Genomic DNA, 20056 nt, shown 5'->3' with positions numbered 1-20056 from the left:
GCCGCGGCGACCTGACTTGAGATATTACGTTATTGGATAGATAGTATCCATAGTTGTCAAACATTGGTTGTGGGGAGAACCCACGCCGTCCGTTGTTCGGAGGCTCCTGATGAAACATGTGCTCGATGGATTGCGGGTCGTCGAACTCGCCGGGATCGGCCCGTCGCCCCACGCCGCGATGCAGCTCGCGGACCTCGGCGCCGAGGTCGTGCGAATCGAGCGTCCGGGGGGTGTGACGCAGTTGCTGCCCGTGGACAAGGATGCGGGACTGCGTAATCGGCGCTCGGTGAGTGCCGACCTGAAGGATCCCGCCGACCTGGCAAGGATCCTGAAGCTCGTCGACAAGGCCGACGTCCTCATCGAGGGCTACCGGCCGGGTGCGGCGGAGCGACTGGGCATCGGTCCCGACGTGTGCCGTCAGCGGAACCCTCGGCTCGTGTACGCCAGGATCACCGGCTGGGGCCAGGACGGCCCGCTCGCGCCCTATGCCGGGCACGACATCAACTACCTCGCGCTCACCGGTGCGCTGAACGCCATCGGACGGGACGGTGAGAGGCCACTCGCACCGCTCAACCTGGTCGCCGACCTGGGCGGCGGTTCGATGCCGGCGGTCACCGGTATTCTCGGCGCCCTCTACGCGAGGGAACAGACCGGTGTCGGAGACGTGGTCGATGTCGCGATGGTCGACGGGGTGAGTGCGCTCATGACGATGTTCTGGACACTCACCGAGAACGGGCTGTGGTCCGATCGGCGCGGGACCAACGTCATCGACGGCGGGGCGCCCTTCTACGACACGTACGAGTGCGCCGACGGCCGGTACATCGCGGTCGGCGCAGTTGAGCCCGCCTTCTATGCGCAGCTACTGACCGGACTCGAACTCGACCCCGCGGGTCTGCCGGACCAGTACGACGAGTCGGCATGGTCGGCGCTCCGGAAGACCTTCGCCGACGTCTTCGTCACGCGCAGCCGAGAGGAGTGGGTGCAGGCGTTCGCGCACCTCGACGCGTGCGTGACGCCGGTGCTGGCCCTCGCCGAGGTGCCGGATCACCCGCACATCGCCGCGCGCAACACGGTCGTGACCGCGTTCGGTCAGCGTCAGCCGGCGGCGGTGCCACGCTTCGCCGAGGCACCACCCGCAACCTATGCGTCGCCCCGCACACCCGGCGCCGACACCGAGGCGGTCTTCCGGGACTGGGGTGTCGAATGACGATCGCTGACCGGGGCCTCGAGGGGTGTTGTGGCAACGGGCTGACGTGATGCGCGACGATGGCACTTATGTCTCACTCGAAGCCGTCCGACTCGAAACCGGAGTCCGCCCCCGACAAGGAAGTGGCGTCGACCGGAAGCGCGCGGTCGGTCCTCGTCACCGTGCTCGGCGAACTCGTCGAACCGTACGGACAGCCGGTGCGGACGGCCGCGCTTCTCTACGTCCTCAAAGGGCTCGGGTACGGGGAGCATGCCGCCCGGCAGGCGATCGCGCGCACAGGATCCGCAGGTCTGATCGCCGCCGGCCGGAACGGACGCGAAACGCAGTGGACGTTGACGGACAAGGCGCATCGGCTCTTCACCGAAGGTGAACTGCGTGTCTTCTCCACCGACGTGGACACCACGCAGTGGGACGGCAGGTGGCTCGTCGTGAACGTGCCGATTCCGGAGTCTCACCGCTCGACCCGCAAGAAGCTCTATGCCGCGCTGCGGTGGGCCGGGTTCGGGAATCCGACACCCGGCGTCTGGGTCACTCCCCACGTCGACCGTGCCGCGGAAGCGGAACGAACCATCGAGTCTCTCGGATTGACCGCCAATACGGTCTCGTTCGTCGGGACGCTCGCCGTGCCCGGGATTCCCGAGAGCGAACTCGTCCGCCGTTCATGGGATCTGGAGGCCGCCGAGAAGGAGTACGACGAACTGCTCGACCGCTTCGATGCGCGAACCTTCCAACCGGGCGACGAGTTGCTGTTCGCGCACCTCCAACTCGCGGACGCGCTACGGCGCATGCCCTATATGGACCCCCGTCTGCCCGAGGTGCTGCTGCCCGACTGGCGCGGGCTGAAGGCCGCGCGGCGGCTGCGAGACCTGCGCGCGGAGTGGACCCCCACCGCGCACGCGCAGTGGCGTCGGATCGCCGGTCTCGACGTACCCGCCGCTCAGGTGCCGTAGGCGGTTTCGGGGACCTTTCCATGTTCGGTCCAATAATTTACAGTGTGGTCTGTGGCACACAGGGCGAAGCAGGCAGGGAACGGGTCGTCCGCATTACGGCCGGGCGGCGAGCCGGAGTCGGCTGCCGATTCCCGAGAGGAGACGCCGGCCTCGTTGTCCTGGAAACTGAGACTGGAAACCACGCTTGCCGACCGCGCGGCAGCGGTCGGGACACTGTCCTGCCTGATCAGTGCTCTGTCCGACATGCTAGAGGCAACGGTATTCCTGATAGGTCCCGCCGGGCAGGTGATCAGCCGGGCCGTCCCTCCGGGTGCTTCGTCTACCGCGATCCCCACGCTGGAGCGGCTCGAGTCGCCGGAAGGACCGGTAGCCGCCGGCGCGGCTGCCGGCGTTGTGCGAGTGGATGGTGGGCGGACGGGTGGCCGCGACTACATGCTCGGTTCGGTTGTCGACGGCGACCACCTCTTCGGATGGGTAGTCACCCCGATCGAAGGATCCGTGTCCGTTGCACATGTGCAGTGGGCCGTGGACCGGGCAGTGGTCCACCTGACGGCCGAGTTCGTCTCCCAGCGGCGGATCGCCCGCGTGGCCTGGAATGCACGTGCGAACCTGGCGCGGCAGATGGTTCGGTCGACTACCTACGATGCAGATCTTCGGGCTTGCGCGGAGTACCTCGGCGTCGATCTGGCCGCGGACCGGGTCATCGCGTTCGTCCTGGAACGGGGCCGGTCGTCGGGTTCGGCAGTCGATGCGGGCCGCCTCGGTGATCTGATCGCCGAAGATCTCGACGTCGACATCCTCACGATTCGTGGCACCGAGGGCGTCATCCTCTCGATCGAGGCGCCGGCAGGGGTCGGGAATGCGACGGTGATCGCGCGCTGCAAGGCGGCAGTCAACAAGGGCCTCGACCGGATGGGTGACCGATTTGCCGTTGCGGGCATCTCGTCGGTGACCCGGCCCGGTCAGCTCCGACGGGCATACCGGGAGGCATTCGAGGCTGCCCGGTGCCTTGACCGATACCCCTCGGAATCGAACCGCGCCATCGCCTGTGACGAACTCGGGCCTGCACGATTACTCGTAGCGAACAGCAACGAACAGTCCGTTCGGATGTACGTGTACGACGTTCTCGGGGATTTACTTGCGGGGGGAGTGTCGAACAACGACCTTCTCCGTACCCTGCAGGAGTTCTTCGACAGTGGACGGAGTGTGCGTGACACCGCAGTGCGGTTGGATGTGCACGAAAATACTGTGCGACACCGACTGGGGCGGGTGCACGACATCACCGGTCTCGACGTGGCCGCAAACTCGAACGATCAGCTCAGTGCCCAGACTGCACTGTTGATTCTCCGACTGCAGGGTCACCACGCGGTGCCGGGCTTCGACCGGGTAGCGCGTTGAACGTGAGGCAGATTCGAGGGAGCTGAACCCCTCCTTGTCGACTTCTCCAATGCGGCGACGTGAGTCCGGGCCGAAGTTCTTGACCTTCGAATCGACGACGGCTTTAACTGGCGCCCAGCGTGTTCCAACTCACATGCTTCGGAGTACGAATAGCAAGGAGTCCCTATGCGATCCGTCAACTGGACGAGAAAGCGACGACTAGCGGGTGCAGCCGCGATGGTTGCTGCGCTTCTGGCACTCACCGGATGTGGCGGCCCGGCTGGTGACAACTCTGGTGCCGTCCGGATTGGGCTCCTCGCCAATCTCACCGGTGACGCGGCGATGTCGTTCGGCAAGCCCTTCGAGCGAGGATTCGAACTCGCTCTGCACGAGGCCGAACCGATACTGGACGAGTCCGGTGTATCGATAGAGGTCCTCACCGAGGATGCCAAATCGGCCGTACCATCGGCGGTAACCGGGTACAACAAACTCCGTCAACAGAGTGTGCCGCTCGTTGTCCAGGACTCGCAGAGCCCACTCGGTCAAGCGGTGGCGCCCCTGGCGAACGAAGACCGGATCACCCTGGTCAGCGGGGCCGGGAGCGCATTGGAGAACTCGGGCGGGTACTCATTCCGATTCACCGATCTGAGCACCCCCACGATGTCGGTCGGCAGTCGCCTGGCCGAGGAGGGCCACACCCGTATCGGTCTGGTTGTGGCCGGCGACAATCCATCCTTCACCACTCTGGCGGAGGCAACCGAGAAGGGGCTACCGGCCGGATTTGCATCTCGGCAGGAGGTTTCGTCCCAGGACACCGACTTCTCCGCTGTGCTGGCGAATCTCAGGCGGGATCGCCTCGATGCCGTGGTTCTGTCGGTCCTCCCGGCCCAGGCCGGAAATCTCATCCTCCAGATGAAGAACGCCGGTGAATTCGAGCACGTGAAACTGATCGGAACGGTTGCGATCAGCGGTGAAACCTACACGGTGGCCCGGGACTCGGCCCGAGGCTTCGAGTTTCCGCAGGTGTGGGCTCCTGGCGGAACCAATCCCACCGCCTTCGAACGACGGTACACGGAGAAGTACGGTGAGGTCCCCACTGCCTACGGTGCCCTGGGTTATCAGGTCGGCTGGACGACAGTGGCTGCCGTGATCCAGGCAGAGAAGAGTGGAACCGTGGACGGTAGTGCTCTGCGTGATCTCCTTCCCGCTGCCTCGACTTCGGACCTGGTGCGAGAACACGGGATTCTCGGGCTCGAAATGACTGCGGACGGTCTCGCGATCTCGAGCGGGGTCATGGCCACGTTCGCAGACGGAGGAGCCATGGTCCTCGCCGGATCGGACGGGTGAATCCATGGACTTCCTGCTTCAGCAAACCGTCAACGGGATCGTTCTCGGCAGCGTATATGCCCTCTATGCATCGGGTTTCGGTCTGGTGATGGCAAACCTCCGGATCTTCCACGTCGCGCATGCAGCGGTGTTCACCTGGGGAGCAATCTTCGCCTGGGAGCTCACATCACGACTCGGCTGGTCCCTCCTGGTGGCCTTGCCGGTCGTCGCGGTGCTGGCGGGATTACTCAACGTGCTGGCCTACTTCCTGCTGATCCGCCGTGTCCTTCATCGCCGGGGCGGCGAGATGGCCGCCTTCATCTCCTCGATGGGCGGCCTCATCGTGCTCGTCGAGCTGGCACACCACCACCTCGACGGTGCCGTCGTGCGAATGAACGCCGACGCGTTCACCAGTGCACCTCTGTCGATCGGCCCGGTTCGGATCACCACCCTGCACCTGATCATGGTGTGCCTGGTGCTCGTCATCGTGGCCGTGACGAGTTGGCTACTCGCCCGAACGGAGCTCGGCCGGGAGATCCGCACCGTCGCTTTCGACAAGGACACCGCCGCGATCCTCGGCGTCAACGTGGATCGCGTCAGCGCCGGAGTGTTCTTCGCGTCAGGCGCCATGGCGGGTGTCGCCGCGTCGTTCGTCGCCATCGCGTTCAACGTCATCGATGCCGGACTCGGCTCGACCTACCTGGTGATCGCGCTCGGAGCCATGGTGGTCGGCGGCTTCGGCAGTGTCGGCGGCATGCTCGTCGGCGGTCTGGTCATCGGGATCGCGTCCACCTATGCGACGGGGTACCTGTCGAGCACCTATCGCGATCTCGTCGTCTTCGTCTTGATGCTCCTCTTCCTCGCTCTGAGGCCCGAAGGTCTGTTCCGGACCCGCGCAGAACTGACAAGGGTGTGACCCGACCATGACAGAGTTCTTTTCGATCTTCGGTGCGTACGACTTCGTAATCAGGGACGGAATTGTCCTCTCACTCGTTGCCCTGTCGCTCTATGTTGTGCTCAGCGCCGGAATCTTCGCTGTGCCCCAAGTCGGTTTGATGGCTGTCGGGGCGTACGTCTCGGCTGTACTTTCCGTCGACGCAGGGGCCCCGTTCGTGGTCTCTCTCATCGGGGGGACGCTCGCATCCGGATTCGTCGCCCTGTTGCTGGCCGGTCTGTTGCACCGGCTCAACGGCATCTACCTGGCCATCGCGAGCATCGCGTTCGCGGAAATCGTGCGGGTGGCGGTGCTGAATCTGCCACTGACCGGGGGCGCACAGGGCAAGGTGGGCATCCCACGAACCACGACCGATCTCGTGATCTGCATCGTGGTCGTCGTCGCCGTTGCGGGTCTCATCGCACTGAAGCGTTCGCGATTCGGGCTCGCGATCAGTGCCATGCGGGAGGACTCCCTCATGGCGAGCCACCAGGGAATCGACGTCGTCCGCTACCGGACCGCGTTGTTTGCGCTCTCGGGGATCCTTGCGGGAGCCGCCGGTGCCCTCCACGTCCATATGTCGGGCTTCGTGGAACCGGGCCAGTTCAGCTTCGAACTACTCACCCAGCTACTTGCAATAGTGGTCATCGGAGGGACGGTGTTCGTCACCGGCTCGCTCGTCGGCGCCCTCGTTATCATCGGCCTGCCCGTCGCCTTGACCGGTCTTGCCTCGTATGAGGCACTGGTCAACGGCGTGCTGATCGTGCTGATCGTCGCCTTTGCGCCGAGCGGAATCCTCGGGAGTCTCCGCTCGTGGTGGCCGGTCCGCAGCAGTCCCTCCCCACCGGACAGCGCGGACGAGACATCCGCGGAGCGGGTGCTCCCACTCGGGCGGGACGACGGGCCCGCAGGCGACACCGTCCTCGAGGTGCGAGATGTGGTCATGTCATTCGGGGGTCTGCGCGCGCTGGACGCTGTCAGTGTCGAAGCACGATCCGGGGAGGTACTCGGCATCATCGGCCCGAACGGGTCGGGAAAGACGACTCTCCTGAACGTGTTGTCCGGCGTCTATCGTCCGGAGAGCGGAACCGGCACCTTGCTCGAGCACGACTTCTCCGAACTCTGGGGTCACCCACACGTCACGGCTCAGTCCGGGCTCGCCAGGACTTTCCAGAACATCCGACTGATGGACGAGGAGACTGTGTCGACCAACGTCCGGCTGGGCATCGCGCGGCGTCCGGGCGTCGATGTGCACGAGCGGACCCGAAATCTGCTCACCGAAAATCGTCTCGACTGGGCCGCCGACATCCCGGTGGGCAGCCTGCCGTACGGGGTGCGACGACGGGTGGAGATCGCGCGTGCCCTTGCACGAGAGCCCCGCGTACTACTGCTCGACGAACCAACCGCAGGTATGAATCCCACTGAGCGGCAAGACGTGTTCGACACGATCTCGGACATCAGATCGCGTGGTGTCGCTGTGATCGTGGTGGAGCACGACGTGGCGATGATGCGTTCCTTCTGCGATCGGCTCGTCGTATTGGACTTCGGCAGGAAAATCGCCGAAGGCAAACCCGATAACGTACTCGATTCCAAGGAGGTCATCCGTGCCTACATCGGATCCGGTTCTCTCGCTTGAGGATGTCAGCATCTCCTACGGGCACGTATCTGCGGTCACGGATGTGACGCTGACACTGTACGCGGGGGAGACCCTCGCTCTCATAGGTCCGAACGGGGCAGGCAAGTCGACGTTGCTCCGCGGAATCACCAATCAGGCCCGTAAGGGCAACGGCAAGATTCGCTTCGGCGGACGGGACATCTCCTCCACTCCGACGCACCGGATCACCCGCGCCGGGATCGTCCATGTCCCCGAGGGCCGCCAGGTCGTGGCGCCACTGACCGTCCGGGAGAACCTGCAGCTCGCGGCACATGCAGCGGGACGCTGCCCCCGACGGGAAATCGAAGCCTCGATAGACCGTGTCCACGAACTCTTCCCGCCCCTCGCGCGCTTGCGCAATACTCCCTCCGGCCTACTCAGCGGCGGCGAACAGCAGATGGTTGCGATCGGACGGGCGCTGATGGCGCGACCCGCGGTGCTGCTGCTCGACGAGCCCAGCATGGGGCTGGCCCCGGTCATGGTCGAGGTGATCTACGAATTCCTCGGCGAACACCGGGACGCACTCGGTGGGGCAGCCGTCCTTCTCGCCGAGCAGAGCCAGATCGCGCTCCGAGTCGCCGACCGCGCAGCGGTCCTGTCCCGTGGCCGGCTGGGCTTCGTCGGGCCGAGCTCCCAGATGGACGAATCCTTGATCGCCGAAGCGTATCTCGGCACCGGCCGGACTGCCGGTGTGCCGGAAACGGCCTAGTTCCAACACTGTCCATTCCACAACCGCACCTATCGAGGAGAACCACGATGATCACAGATGCAGACTCAGAGTTTCATCCCAGGGACCCGGACGATCGGACCTGGACCGAGACGATGTTCCTGCCATTCGCCATCCCCGATGAGGGCATCTTCGGCAATGTGTACGTTCTCGCCCGCCCGAATGTCGGAATTGCCACGTCGTCGATCCTCATCGGCAAGGGATTCTGCACACAGCCGTACGAGATCGCATTCACCGATCCGCAGGTGCACCTGCCCTGTCCCGAATCCTTCGCCAAATTCACGCTGGGGAATGGGCTCAGCGTGAACGCTCCGACACCCAAGGAGTACGACGTCAGCTACGAGAACGCACTGGGTGCGTGCTCACTGGACCTGTCGTTCCGGGCATTGCACGAGCCGTTCGATCCGGGCGATCCCGAGCAGAATCCGCTCCTCGCGGCGGACCGGAGTACGGGGGACAGTCGACACGGTGACGAATGGGAGAACGGCCATTTCGAGGTGAAGGGGCACATCACCGGAAACCTCGAGCTGCGCGGCAAGAAATACAAGGTTGATTGCTACGACGGGATGGACCACAGCTGGGGCCCCCGTACGGAGACAGGTACCCGCTCGGTGGCGTGGGTATCGGTGAACTTCGGGCCCGAACTGGCCGTTCACCTCGCCGTCCTGATCGACCTGCGGGACGGTCAGGTCAGATACGAGAAACTCCGGTTCGGTTTCGTCGTGGAGAACGGTGAGGTCCATCCCGTGGTGGACGCCGACATCCGGGCCGAACACACGCAACTCCTGGCAATCAACAATCACATCCGGATCACCGATGTGCGAGGAAAGGAGTACGAGTTCTTCGGCACGGCGATCTCGAGCCACCCCTGGTACAACTTCAACCCCTCCCACGTCAGTTATCAGGGGGTCTTCCGCTACCACTGGGGTGACAAGGTGGGATACGGGGAGATGGCCGACATCTACGGGTTGGACTATCTGGCAGAGCGGATGTCCAGCCACGGCCGTGCACGGGGGCTGAACGCATGAACGATCACGACCTGACGTGGGGTCTCGACTTCGACGACCGCGACGACCCCTCACCGGATTTCATCGACGCAGTCCGTCGGGAGTACCCGACGGAGCGTGAGGTCGACACGATGCTCACACGCAAGATGAGCCGCCGCAAAGGCCCGTCGTATCGCCGCCCGGATCTCGCCGAGATGGCCAAGATCCTCGACGAGTTTCTCGGCCACGAACTCGGTTCGTCCAACTTCGAGATACGAGATCTGCACTGGTTCACCGGGGGAGTGTCGAAGATCCAGATCGGTTTCACACTCGACCGTGACGATCCCGCGGGGCGCCGTCGGTCGGAACATCTCGTGCTTCGGATGGACCCCAGTGAGGGATCGAATGCGACGAGCCGCGCTCGAGAGCACGAATTGTTGACTCTCATGAACGGTGTGATCCCGGTGCCGAGACCGCATTTCCTCGACGCCGAGGGGGAATGGTTTCCGGAACCGGCGCTGATCTACGAGTTCGTGGAGGGGGTCACCAAACCTCGGGCCACGGGGACCGGGCGGATCAGTGGTCTCGGTACGGATTTCGGGCCGGACCACCGGAGGGTGCTGGCACCTCAGTACCTCGACCACCTGTCCAAGATCCACAACACCGATGTCTCGGACCGGTCGTTCACTCATCTGCAGGTTCCCCGCACCGGTTCCACCGAGTCGGCGGAATGGATGGTCCACCATGCGCTGCGCTGTTGGGAAGAGGACCGGGGCGAGGATTCCCCGCTCATGGAGATCACGGCGAACTGGCTGGTGAGCAATCTTCCCACCCTGGATGTCGCCGGTGTCGTCCACGGCGACTTCCGCAGCGGTAACTTCCTTTTCGACGAGGAATCCGGTCGGATCCTGGGTTGGCTGGACTGGGAGCGTGGCCTCATCGGTGACCGGCACCGTGACCTGGCGTGGATCACTCTCCCCACGATGGGCCATTACGACGCCGACGGCCGCTATTTCGTGTGTGGCCTCATCCCTCTGGACGAGTTCTTCGATCGATACACCGAGGTCTCCGGTCTCACCGTCGATCCGGAGCGGCTGCGGTTCTACCAGATCCTGAACTGCTTCACCATCATCGTGTCGACGATGGCGTCCTCCTACCGCATCGCCCGGCTGGGGAAGTCACACCAGGACATCCTGCTCACCCGTGTGGAGGGACTGGTCCCGGTGATCTCTCGCCAACTCATCACGCTCCTGAAGGGGAAGAACACATGATGGACCACAGTGAGAACACCCTCCGTGCTGCGATCAAGTCGCTGCGTGACACCGTCGCGCCGGCGGTCGACCCGCTGGATCCGCAGGCAGTCGAGCAGCTTCGACTGACGATCGATTTCCTCGAATTCCTGCGGACCCGCGTGTACGACATCCATGCCCGGCAACGCTACGAACTGGGCCGCCAGATGGACATCGCACAGGCCCTTCTCGACGACGCCGCGCTGATCTCCCCGGATGTCGGCGACCGACTCACCCGCGCCGTATCCGATGCGCGATCCGTCCACGCCGATGCGGACGCACATACCCAGGATCTGCGCGCGTCCTCGCAGAAACTCTGGGCGGTCGTGCGCGGTGTCCTCAGAACCGCCCGGCAGGCGCCTGAAGACGTCCGCGAACGAATCAGCACCCGAGTGATCGGGGGAATCGAGCCTCTGGTCGAGATGGAAAGTGCGTGGTATCTCCCGTTCGGGTTCGAACCCGATCCCGGATCGGTTCCGCAGTTGGAGGAACTCCTCGACCGTGCCTCCTCTGACGCCCGATGAGAATCCTCGTCACAAATGACGACGGCATCGAGGCGGCCGGACTGGCGGCACTCGCTGCCGCAGCTGGGGGCGGCGGCCGCGAAATCGTGGTCGTCGCTCCCAGCGCCGAGTCCAGCGGCAGCGCGTCCAGCCTCGGCGTGATCCGGGACAGGAATCGAGTGACGGTGTCGGTGCCCGGCGACGAATGTTTCGCTGGAATCGAAGCCTATTCCGTGGACGCGCCACCTGCGCTCGGGGTCCGGGCCGCCTGCAGCGGGGCATTCGGGTGGAAGCCGAATCTAGTTGTGTCGGGGATTAATCCAGGCTTCAATACCGGCCGGCTCGTACTGCATTCGGGGACGGTCGGCGCCGTGCTCACGGCCGCATCCCTCGACGTCTGTGCTGCGGCATTCAGTACCGAAGCGCACTCGGTGCTCGGTCTTGACACGACCAGTCGGGTAGCCACAAGTGTCATCGGCGGACTGGTCGATGCCGGGCTGCCACCGGTCGCGGTGAACGTGAACGTGCCCGCGCTTCCGTTCCAGGAACTGAGAGGCCTGCGTTTCGCCGATCCAGGCACCGTGAGTTGCGATGACGTCGCCTTCGACTTCGAAGGCAATAGTCTCGCGCTGCGCAGGCGGCGGAATCCGCCGCCTTACGACGACCGATCGGACGCTGACCTCGTCGCCTGTGGCCTGATTTCGGTTACGGTGCTCGCACTCCCCTGGAGGACGGACACGAATGCCGAAAGCCGTGTCGTGGCAGCCATCGAGCGGCGTTGGATCCTCGCTAGTGCATCGTGCGAACGCACGAATACGACCTCCGCCTGTCGGGGCGCGCGGGTGTGAGTTTCACGGTGCACAGTTCGTCGAGCCGCCGCCGAAGGGTGCCCATTTGATCGCGAAGTCGAGCATGGCGAGTTCTTCGTTGGTCACCGGCGTCTTCCGTTCTCTCGTGTGGAAGTGGGTGCGGCCGTGCGTGGTGTCGCACGGCCGCACCCGGGGGGTCATCGCACGTCGAGGTAGATGCTCTTGAGCTGCTGGTAGCTCGCGAGGCCCTCGGGTCCGAGTTCGCGGCCGAGGCCGCTGTTCTTGATGCCGCCGAAGGGGGCGGTCGGATCGTTGGAGTAGCCGTTGATTCCGACTGTTCCGCTGGCGATGCCCCGGGCGAATTGGGCGCCGCGTTCGGGGTCGGCGGTCCAGATGGAGCCGCCGAGGCCGTAGTCGGAGTGGTTGGCGATCGTGACGGCTTCGGTCTCGTCGGTGTAGGGGATGACCGACAGGACGGGCCCGAAGATTTCTTCCTGGGCGATCGTGTGGCCGGTCTCGACGTCGGCGAAGACGGTGGGTTCGACGAACCATCCGTGTTCGGCGTCGGCGGGTCTGCGGCCGCCGGTGGTGACGCGGCCGCCGTCCGAGCGGCCTTTCTCGATGTATCCCTCCACCCGGTCGCGTTGCCGGGACGACACGAGCGGTCCCATCTGGGTCGTGTCGGACAGCGGGTCGCCGACCGACAGGCCCTTGGCGAGGTCGGTGATGGTGTCGACGATCTCGTCGTAGCGGGAGCGGGGTGCGAGGACGCGGGTGCCGAGCCAGCAGATCTGCCCGTTGTTGAGCAGGGTGGCGGCGTAGAACGATTCGATGTTCGCGGCGAGGTCGGCGTCGTCGAGGACGACGGCGGCGGACTTTCCGCCGAGTTCGAGGGTGACGGGGCGCAGAAGTTCGCCGCAGGTGCGGCCGATGGCGCGTCCGGCGCCGGTGGAGCCGGTGAAGGAGACCTTGTCGATCCCGGGGTGGGCGACGAGGTAGGCGCCGAGGTCGCGTCCACCGGGGACGATGTTGACCACACCGGCGGGGAGTCCGGCGGCGATGGCGGCTTCGGCCATCAGGAACGCGTCGAGCACGGTTTCGGGGGACGGTTTGAGGACGACGGTGCAGCCGGCGGCGAGGGCGGGGGCGAGTTTGAGGAATGTGATGGCCTGCGGCACGTTCCACGGGACGATGGCGCCGACCACACCGATCGGGGAGCGGGTGACGAGTGTGGAGCCGCCGAGCATGCCGGGCCGGATCTCGTCTTCCTGCTTCGCCGCCATGTCGGCGTAGTAGCGCAGCAGGACGGGTGGGAACCCGCCCTCGAACTGCCGGGCGAGGGTGATGGGCATGCCGTTCTGGCTGCTGACCCGGGTGGAGGTGTCCTCGGCGCGGGATTCGAGTTCGTCGGCGAACCGGTTCAGCACCTCGGCGCGTTGGGCCGCGGTCCACGACGCCCACTCGGTGAGCGCGGCGCGGGCGGCGTCGACGGCGTCGTCGATGTCGGTTTCGGTGCCCTCCGGCACGGAGCCGATGCGCTGCTCGGTGGTGGGGGAGATGACCGGGATCGTCGAGTCGCCGGCGGGCCGGGTCCATCCGCCGCAGATGTAGAGATCGGGGTAGTCGATCGTCATCGGGGTGTCCTTCTCAGAAAGGTTCGGTGGTGGGGTCGTCAGTCGTGCAGGAGCACGGGTTTGAGGACTTCGCCGCGGTGCTGGGCGTCGATCGCGTCGTTGATCTTCGCGAAGGGGAAGGTGGTGACGAGTTTGTCGAGCGGGAACTTCCCGGCCTTGTACAGCTCGACGAGTTCGGGGATGAACTCGTCGGGGACGCTGTCGCCCTCGATGATTCCGGTGATCGTCAGCCCCATGGCGAGGGAGTTGATGATGTTGAGCGGCACCGAGGCTGCGGGGTCGGCGGGTACGCCGATGAGGCCGATCTTGCCGTGGAAGGTCATGGCGCCGACGAGTGATTCGATGACGGCGGGGACGCCGGAGGTGTCGATCGCGTAGTCGACGCCGGCGGGGATGATCGCGCGGACCTGCTCGGCCAGCGGACCGGCACCGGGGTCGATGACATGGGTGGCGCCGAGTTCGAGGGCGAGGTCGCGGCGCGACTGGTGCGGTTCGACGGCGATGATCGTGGCGGCGCCCTGCACGACGGCACCCATGACGGCGGCCAGTCCGACCGATCCGGCGCCGGCGACGAGGATCGCGGATCCGGGTCGGCAGTCGAGGGAGCGCATGACGGCGCCGGCGCCGGTCTGGATTCCGCAGCCGAGCGGAGCCAGAAGTTCGGCGGGAACGTCGACGGGAACCTTCACGACGTTGCGTTCGAATGCGAGGCTGTAGGTGGCGAACGAGGACTGCCCGAAGAACAGGCCGGTCAGGGACTCGCCGTCGGTGGTCGACAGCGGACCGGTACCGTCTTCGCGGACTCCGTCGTAGGCGAGGTGCATGAACTGGTGGCAGTAGGAAGGGGCCCCGGTGGTGCAGGAGGGGCAGGTTCCGCAGCTGTTGAAGGTGATGGCGACGCGATCGCCGGCGGCGACCTTGGTGACACCGTCGCCGACTGCGCGGACGAAGCCGCAGCCTTCGTGGCCGAGTACGGCGGGCAGCGCGGTCGGGAGGGCGCCGTCGCGTGCGGCGAGGTCGGTGTGGCAGATGCCGACCGCTTCGATTTCGACGAGTACCTCGCCGGCCTTCGGTCCGTCGATGGTGATCGTTTCGAGCGAGAACTCGGTGTGGGGTTCTCTCGCGACTGCTGCGAGTGCTTCCATCGTCAATGACTCCATGTCTGTGGGGGCCGGCCCGAGAAGGACCGGCGTGGATCGAATGCTCAGAGAGCGGCTTCCCGCAACGGCGTCGCGGGATCGGCGAGGGCGGTGCGGTCGACCTTGGTGCGATTTCCGATGAACTTCTTTCCGGCCATGAATTCGCCTGCGGCATTCACGGTCTCGACGGCCACCGGTATCCCGTCGCTGTCGAGATGGAACAGTGCGAACGAGGTGGCGGAGGCATCGCCACGCAGGATCGGCTGCGTGTCCGGCCCGATCATGCCCGCCATCTTCATCTTCAGATCGAACTGATCCGACCAGAACCACGGCACCTCGTGCGGTGGGAGCGGGGCGCCCATGATGACCGCCGCCGCCTGCTTCGCCTGCTCGACCGCACTCGGAATGCTTTCCAGCCGCACCATCTTCCCGAGCGTGTCGTGCAGCCGATAGGTCACGTCCCCGATCGCGAGAACGTGCGGATCGCTGGTGTGGGCCGACCCGTCGACGACGATTCCGGCGAGGCACTCGAGGCCGGACTCGCGTGCCAGCGCGTCGTTCGGGATGGCACCGACCCCGACCAGGACGACGTCGCAGGCGATTTCGGTTCCATCACCGAGTTCGATCCCGGCGACGCGGCCGTCGGAGCCGGTGATTCCCCGGACCTCGGCCCCGGTGAGAATGCGGGTGCCGCGGTTCCGGTGGAAGTCGGTGAGTGCCGTCGACAGTTCCCGGCTCGCCACCCGGGCCAGCACCCGGTCCTCCCGTTCGATCACCGTGACGTCGCATCCGCGGGCGCGGGCCGACGCCGCGACCTCGAGTCCCACGTACCCACCGCCGATGATGGCGAGCGCCGATCCGGAGTGCACGGCCTCGCGGAGCATCGTGGCGTCGGCGAGGGTGCGGAGGCTGAGCACACCCTCGAGATCGCTTCCCGGGAGCGACAGCGTCCGCGGCGCGGCGCCCGTCGCGAGCACGAGTGTCGTGTACTCCAGCACCGTTCCGGATACGGTCGTCGCGGTTCGCGCGTCCCGGTCGATGCGGCTGACCGGATCACCGAGCAGCGTGTCGATCTCGTTGTCGGCGTAGAACGATTCCGGTTTGAGCCACTGCACGAACTCGTCGTCGGCGTATTTCTTCGACAGCGGCGGGCGGTGATAGGGCGGATGGGTCTCGTCCCCGCACAAGACGATGCGACCGCCGAACTTCTGCTGCCGCAGCATGCCGGCGAGAGTGCCGCCGGCGTGCCCGGCCCCGACGATCACCACGGTGGGTGACGCATGTGACGTGACCATGGTGTTACCGGGTGAACGCGATCTGGACGGGCATGTTCTTGAGCCCGCCGACGAAGTTGGTCTGGATCATCTTCGTGTCGTCGGCGAGTTCGAGGGACTCGATGTGGGGGAGCAGTTCCTCGAACATGATCCGCAGTTCGAGCTTCGCCAGGTGCTGGCCGATGCACATGTGCGGGCCGTAACCGAAGGCGATGTGCTTGTTGGGCCTGCGGGTGATGTCGAAGGTGTCGGGGTCCGGGATGACGTCCGCGTCGCGGTTGCCCGACTGGTACAGCAGCATGAAGCGGTCGCCCTTCTTGATGTCGCGGCCGCGCAGTGTGTAGTCCTGCGTCGCCTGACGCATGAAGTGCTTCACCGGCGAGGCCCAGCGCAGCGATTCGTTGACGATGTGCGGGGCGAGCGCCGGATCGGCCTTGGCCTTCGCGAGGAGCTCCGGGTTGCGGCCGAGTTCGAGCATGCCGCCGGCGAGGGTGCTCGAGGTGGTGTCGTGACCCGCGGTGGCGATGGCGATGAAATAGCCGTAGGCCACCTCGTTCGGGTAGTACTCGCCACTCTCGTTGCGTGCCACCGAGATGATGGTCGCGAGATCGTCGCGGGGGTTGGCCCGCCGGTCCTGCAGCAGCCTTTCGAAGTAGGCGTAGAAGTCCTGAATCGTGGCCACCCACTGCTTCGCGGCGGCGTCCGGGGTGAGCGGTTCGACGTCCTCCCGCGCGGCATCGGGATCGGCCGTGCCGAAGAACTCCTGCGTGAGGGCCATCATGCGGGGCTCGTCCGATTCCGGCACCCCGAACAGGCTCATGATGACGTGCAGGGGGTAGTGGAGGGCGAAGTCCTTGACGAAGTCGATCCGGCCGTCCGTCTTCAGAAGCCGGGCGACGGCAGCCTTCGCGAGGTCGCGGATGGTCGCTTCCCACTGGGCGAGGTTGGTGGGCCGGAACCAGTCCAGCGCGATGTCCTTGATCGCGGTGTGCTCCGGCGGGTCGAGGTAGGTGAGAGTCTCGAGGATGCGGAGGCTGCCGTTGTTGATGCTCTTGGTGAACTGATCGCCGGCCTGGTTCGCCAGGATCGGGTTGACGGAGCCCTTGTCCTCGGCGCCCGCACTGGTGAAGATGTCGGGCTGACGCTCGATCTCCATGATGTCGGCGTGCTTGCTCACCAGCCAGATGGGGTCGTACCCCTCCACCATGGCACGGCCGAGGGGATTGTTCTCGCGCAGCCAGCGGTAGGCCTCGAACAGTGCGTCGTTGTCCCGGTGTCCTTCGGGTAGAACGATCTGACGGGCGACGGTGTCCGGAATAAGTTCCGTGACCTGCTCTGTAGTGCTCATCGATTCCCCTTCGTGGTGCAGTGTGGTGCGGCGCCGAACGTCGCGGCGCCCTCGCCGACTGGAGTGACTTCAGCCTGTCAGCCACAGGAGTGAGGGGCATCACACCATCGATCGAAAGTTGTCCACCTAACGGGGGATGTGTGCCCGGTCACCCCAGCGCACATCGGGGTCGCCGGGGCAAGGATCACCCCACGGGAGGGGGGTAATCAGTCGAAGTGGTGATGTGCCCGGCCAGTGACCGGCGACACAATTTTCGGTACCGAGAACGCGGCCGGACCTTCGCTACGGCATGACGGCCGCGCAGAAGTTCACCGGTCAACCTGAAGGAGATCACCATGCCCACCGTCGTGTACCAGCTTCCGGACGGCTCGACGTCGTCCGTCGACGTTCCCGCCGGCCAGAGCGTGATGGACGGGTCGGTCCGCAACAACCTTCCCGGCATCGTCGCCGAATGCGGCGGTAGCTGCTCGTGCGCCACCTGCCACGTGTACCTGGAGAACGATTCCAGTGCGGCATTCGGCGAACCGACGTTGGAGGAACAGGACCTCCTCGAATTCCTCGACGGAGTCCAGCCGTGCTCGCGTCTCGCCTGCCAGCTCGTGCTCACGCCGGACGTGGACACCGTCACCGTGACCGTGCCGTCCTCGGACGCCTGAGAGGCCTTCCACCGGCCGCGTTACCGGGTGCCGGCCTGATACTTCGCGATCAGTTCGGCACGGTTGGTGGCACCGAGTTTCCGGAGGATGCGTTTCACGTGCGACTTGACCGTGTCGATGGTGATGACCAGTTCCTCGGCGATCGCCGAGTTCGACGCCCCGGTGAGAATCAATCGGACGACGTCGGATTCGCGGTCGGTCAGGGGGTCGAGCAGGCGCTGCTCGGCGGCGTCGCGGTCGGCCTGCGCCGGGGCGAGTTGGGATGCGCCGCGGGGAGGCGCCGTGTCGACGTCGGTGTCGCCGGCCCATCGCCTGGCACTGTCGTGCAGGAGCGCGCTCTGGCGCTCACGGCGCGATTCCAGGCCGACTCGCTCGAAGCACCCGCCGAGCACTTCGGCGAACACCCCCAGTGCGCGGCGGCGGATGTCATCCACAGGTGTGTCGATGTGCACGAGCGCGGCGGCGCCGCCACCGACCAAAACCGGAACGGTCGTGAAACCGTTGGTGCCCAGCAGTTCTTGCAGTGCGGCGGGTACGTCGGTGCCGACTCTGACCGTGTTCGTCGCGAGCGCCTGTTCCTCCGGCGAACCGTCCGCGACGTCGAATTCGGCCGGTGGTGACGGCATCGTGCCGGGGTCTGCGCTGAACCAGGTCACGGGAACGATCCGGTCCCCGTCGAGGCGGGACAGGACAGCCCTTTTCGCAGAGCACAATTCCGCGACACATTCGCATGCGCGGCGCATCAGTTCCGCGCTCGAGGCGGCGTCGTCCAGTGCTCGGACGGCGCGATCGATGCGCGTCGCGATCGCACCGATCTCGGCGGTCCGGTTCGCGTCGGCGGCGTTTCTGCGGTCGAGGAGGTCGACGAGGCGTCTCCCGAGTTCGGTCGACTGTGCCGGGTCGGCCACCCGCATCTCGGTCAGGACGTCCGCGATGGCGCGATCGAGTTCGGTGTCCGTGGTGTTCTCGTCGGGGTGGGGCGCGTCAGCCACCGGACACCGTCTTGGCGTTGGCGCACAGCGCCGCCACCTCGGCCCGCGTCGAGACGCCGAGTTTCTTGAAGATCCGCTGGACATGGGATTTGACGGTGCCGTCGGAAATGCACAGGCGACGGGAGATGGCCGCATTGGTCGCTCCCGTCGCCATCAGTGTGAGCACCTCGCGCTCGCGAGCGGTCAAGGTGTGCGCGCGGGGCACGACCGGCGCCTGCGACGTGTCTTCCCCGCTGTGCGCGCCGGAGCGGGGGAGGTCGCACGTGGCGAGTTCCGGCATCGTCAGGGGCTGCTCGAGGTGTCGCAGTGCCTGGGTGAGCCGCTGGATCTCGGCGTCGACGTGCTCGTTGCGGGTGTGGATCTGGCGACGCAGGTCGGCGCGCTCCTTCGACGAGGCGCACGCGCCCGCCAGTACTCCGACGATGTGGACGTCGGTGTCGGACAGGCTGTCGCTCTGGCGGTCGACGTGGATCATCGCCACCGCGCGGGCGTCGACGACGATGGGAACCGCGAGGTATCCGGCGGGCCGCGACAGATCGATGAGGGGTCGGTACGTATGCCGGTAGGTGTCGACGCCGTCCACCGCGTAGGGCCGGCGGCGCCGGACGAGTTCGGCCTCGCGGGGGGCCTCGCGCAGCGAGATCTCGCGTCCGTCAATGGCCGTGATGAGTTCGTGGAAGTCCCCTGTCAGTTCGGGGTTGACGGCTAGCGCGACGGGAGACCAGGTGGAACCGCGGACCACGGAGAACATCGCCTTGCCGTATCCCAGGCTCGTGCACAGTTCCTGTGTGACGACTTCGGCGATGCGGTCCGAGCCGGTGTCGAGCGCACGCACGACCCGCTGTAACGCCTCGAACTGGGCAGTGTGCACGCGCAGTCGGCGCGCGATGTCGTCGCGGCTCGCGGCGTCGAGTCGCGTCACGAGTTCCGCGAGGCGCAGGGTGTGCTCGGGGGAGGAGACACCTTCACGCAGCTTCCGGGCCGCGAACGCACGGATCACCGTGAGGTCGGGCTCGCCGTCCGCCAGCTGGATCAGGTTCGGCTCGCTCCCGAGAAGCTCCTGCAACTCTGCGACTGCCTGCTCGGCAAGCTCGAACGAACTCGTCGAAATGACCACTCACCACTCCTTGCGCCGCGGCCGCCGCACGGATGACGACGACACCGTCGCCCATTCCTGTGACGTAACGCACAGTATAGGAGGTGCCACCTGGGACGTTTCCGCGCCGTCAGCGACCTCACTCCAATGTATAT

At 65.7% G+C, this 20056-nt stretch carries 19 protein-coding genes; 12 read left to right on the top strand and 7 right to left on the bottom strand.

Translation table 11 applies throughout. The features are described from left to right. Nucleotides 1-109 precede the first annotated feature (109 nt). The 11 genes from JWS14_RS14640 (at nt 110) to JWS14_RS14590 (ending at nt 11801) form a co-directional block, all read left to right on the top strand. Nucleotides 110-1207, top strand: a complete 1098-nt coding sequence (locus tag JWS14_RS14640) for a CaiB/BaiF CoA transferase family protein (RefSeq protein WP_206013604.1) — start codon at nt 110-112, stop codon at nt 1205-1207. 59 nt (nt 1208-1266) lie between these two features. Then, nucleotides 1267-2157: a PaaX family transcriptional regulator gene (locus tag JWS14_RS14635; RefSeq protein ID WP_206013603.1), complete on the top strand. Its 891-nt coding sequence runs from the start codon at nt 1267-1269 to the stop codon at nt 2155-2157. A 51-nt stretch (nt 2158-2208) separates the two neighbouring features. Continuing rightward, entirely contained in the window at nt 2209-3555 is a 1347-nt protein-coding gene (locus tag JWS14_RS14630; RefSeq protein WP_206013602.1) for a PucR family transcriptional regulator, read from the top strand. 216 nt (nt 3556-3771) lie between these two features. After that, the gene (locus JWS14_RS14625; protein WP_072937080.1) at nt 3772-4881 is read left to right on the top strand and encodes an ABC transporter substrate-binding protein; all 1110 of its coding nucleotides are present in this window, start codon (nt 3772-3774) and stop codon (nt 4879-4881) included. A 4-nt stretch (nt 4882-4885) separates the two neighbouring features. Next, nucleotides 4886-5776 (top strand): branched-chain amino acid ABC transporter permease, encoded by an 891-nt coding sequence (locus JWS14_RS14620; protein WP_072937081.1) that lies wholly within the window; start codon nt 4886-4888, stop codon nt 5774-5776. 7 nt (nt 5777-5783) lie between these two features. Then, the gene (locus JWS14_RS14615) at nt 5784-7430 is read left to right on the top strand and encodes a branched-chain amino acid ABC transporter ATP-binding protein/permease (RefSeq protein WP_206013601.1); all 1647 of its coding nucleotides are present in this window, start codon (nt 5784-5786) and stop codon (nt 7428-7430) included. Then, entirely contained in the window at nt 7399-8157 is a 759-nt protein-coding gene (locus JWS14_RS14610; RefSeq protein WP_072937083.1) for an ABC transporter ATP-binding protein, read from the top strand. The genes JWS14_RS14615 and JWS14_RS14610 overlap by 32 nt, the downstream gene beginning before the upstream one ends. A gap of 47 nt (nt 8158-8204) precedes the next feature. Further along, entirely contained in the window at nt 8205-9203 is a 999-nt protein-coding gene (locus JWS14_RS14605) for a DUF7064 domain-containing protein (RefSeq protein ID WP_206013600.1), read from the top strand. After that, nucleotides 9200-10432 carry a phosphotransferase family protein gene (locus JWS14_RS14600; protein ID WP_206013599.1) on the top strand — a complete coding sequence of 411 codons (1233 nt, stop codon included), beginning with the start codon at nt 9200-9202 and terminating at the stop codon, nt 10430-10432. The genes JWS14_RS14605 and JWS14_RS14600 overlap by 4 nt, the downstream gene beginning before the upstream one ends. Beyond that, nucleotides 10429-10974: a hypothetical protein gene (locus JWS14_RS14595; RefSeq protein WP_206013598.1), complete on the top strand. Its 546-nt coding sequence runs from the start codon at nt 10429-10431 to the stop codon at nt 10972-10974. The genes JWS14_RS14600 and JWS14_RS14595 overlap by 4 nt, the downstream gene beginning before the upstream one ends. Further along, nucleotides 10971-11801 carry a 5'/3'-nucleotidase SurE gene (locus tag JWS14_RS14590; protein ID WP_206013597.1) on the top strand — a complete coding sequence of 277 codons (831 nt, stop codon included), beginning with the start codon at nt 10971-10973 and terminating at the stop codon, nt 11799-11801. Before JWS14_RS14595 ends, JWS14_RS14590 begins: the two co-directional genes overlap by 4 nt. A 3-nt stretch (nt 11802-11804) precedes the next feature. Here JWS14_RS14590 and JWS14_RS14585 read toward each other — a convergent pair whose 3' ends face one another. From JWS14_RS14585 to JWS14_RS14565, 5 genes are read right to left on the bottom strand one after another with little or no spacing between them, the layout of a single operon-like run. Beyond that, complete coding sequence (locus JWS14_RS14585) at nt 11805-11963, bottom strand: hypothetical protein (protein WP_206016313.1); 159 nt, start codon at nt 11961-11963, stop codon at nt 11805-11807. Then, entirely contained in the window at nt 11960-13396 is a 1437-nt protein-coding gene (locus tag JWS14_RS14580) for an aldehyde dehydrogenase (protein WP_206013596.1), read from the bottom strand. The genes JWS14_RS14585 and JWS14_RS14580 overlap by 4 nt, the downstream gene beginning before the upstream one ends. 38 nt (nt 13397-13434) lie before the next feature. Continuing rightward, nucleotides 13435-14541 (bottom strand): NAD(P)-dependent alcohol dehydrogenase, encoded by a 1107-nt coding sequence (locus JWS14_RS14575; protein ID WP_206013595.1) that lies wholly within the window; start codon nt 14539-14541, stop codon nt 13435-13437. Between the two features lie 59 nt (nt 14542-14600). After that, the gene (locus JWS14_RS14570) at nt 14601-15830 is read right to left on the bottom strand and encodes an NAD(P)/FAD-dependent oxidoreductase (RefSeq protein ID WP_072937089.1); all 1230 of its coding nucleotides are present in this window, start codon (nt 15828-15830) and stop codon (nt 14601-14603) included. Between the two features lie 4 nt (nt 15831-15834). Beyond that, the gene (locus tag JWS14_RS14565; RefSeq protein WP_072937090.1) at nt 15835-17157 is read right to left on the bottom strand and encodes a cytochrome P450; all 1323 of its coding nucleotides are present in this window, start codon (nt 17155-17157) and stop codon (nt 15835-15837) included. Between the two features lie 335 nt (nt 17158-17492). On the opposite strand from JWS14_RS14565, the gene JWS14_RS14560 reads away from it, so the two are divergent. After that, a complete protein-coding gene (locus tag JWS14_RS14560; RefSeq protein WP_206013594.1) occupies nt 17493-17813 on the top strand; it encodes a 2Fe-2S iron-sulfur cluster-binding protein in 321 nt (106 codons plus the stop codon). Between the two features lie 20 nt (nt 17814-17833). Here the strand turns inward: JWS14_RS14560 and JWS14_RS14555 are convergent, their stop codons facing one another. After that, a complete protein-coding gene (locus JWS14_RS14555) occupies nt 17834-18805 on the bottom strand; it encodes a helix-turn-helix transcriptional regulator (RefSeq protein ID WP_206013593.1) in 972 nt (323 codons plus the stop codon). Continuing rightward, complete coding sequence (locus JWS14_RS14550) at nt 18798-19922, bottom strand: LuxR C-terminal-related transcriptional regulator (protein WP_206013592.1); 1125 nt, start codon at nt 19920-19922, stop codon at nt 18798-18800. Before JWS14_RS14550 ends, JWS14_RS14555 begins: the two co-directional genes overlap by 8 nt. Nucleotides 19923-20056 lie beyond the last annotated feature (134 nt).

It is taken from the genome of Rhodococcus koreensis, from assembly GCF_017068375.1.
Lineage (GTDB): Bacteria > Actinomycetota > Actinomycetes > Mycobacteriales > Mycobacteriaceae > Rhodococcus_F > Rhodococcus_F koreensis.
The sequence above is the reverse complement of the archived record's forward strand: the minus strand, read 5'-3'. Positions and strand labels throughout refer to the sequence as shown.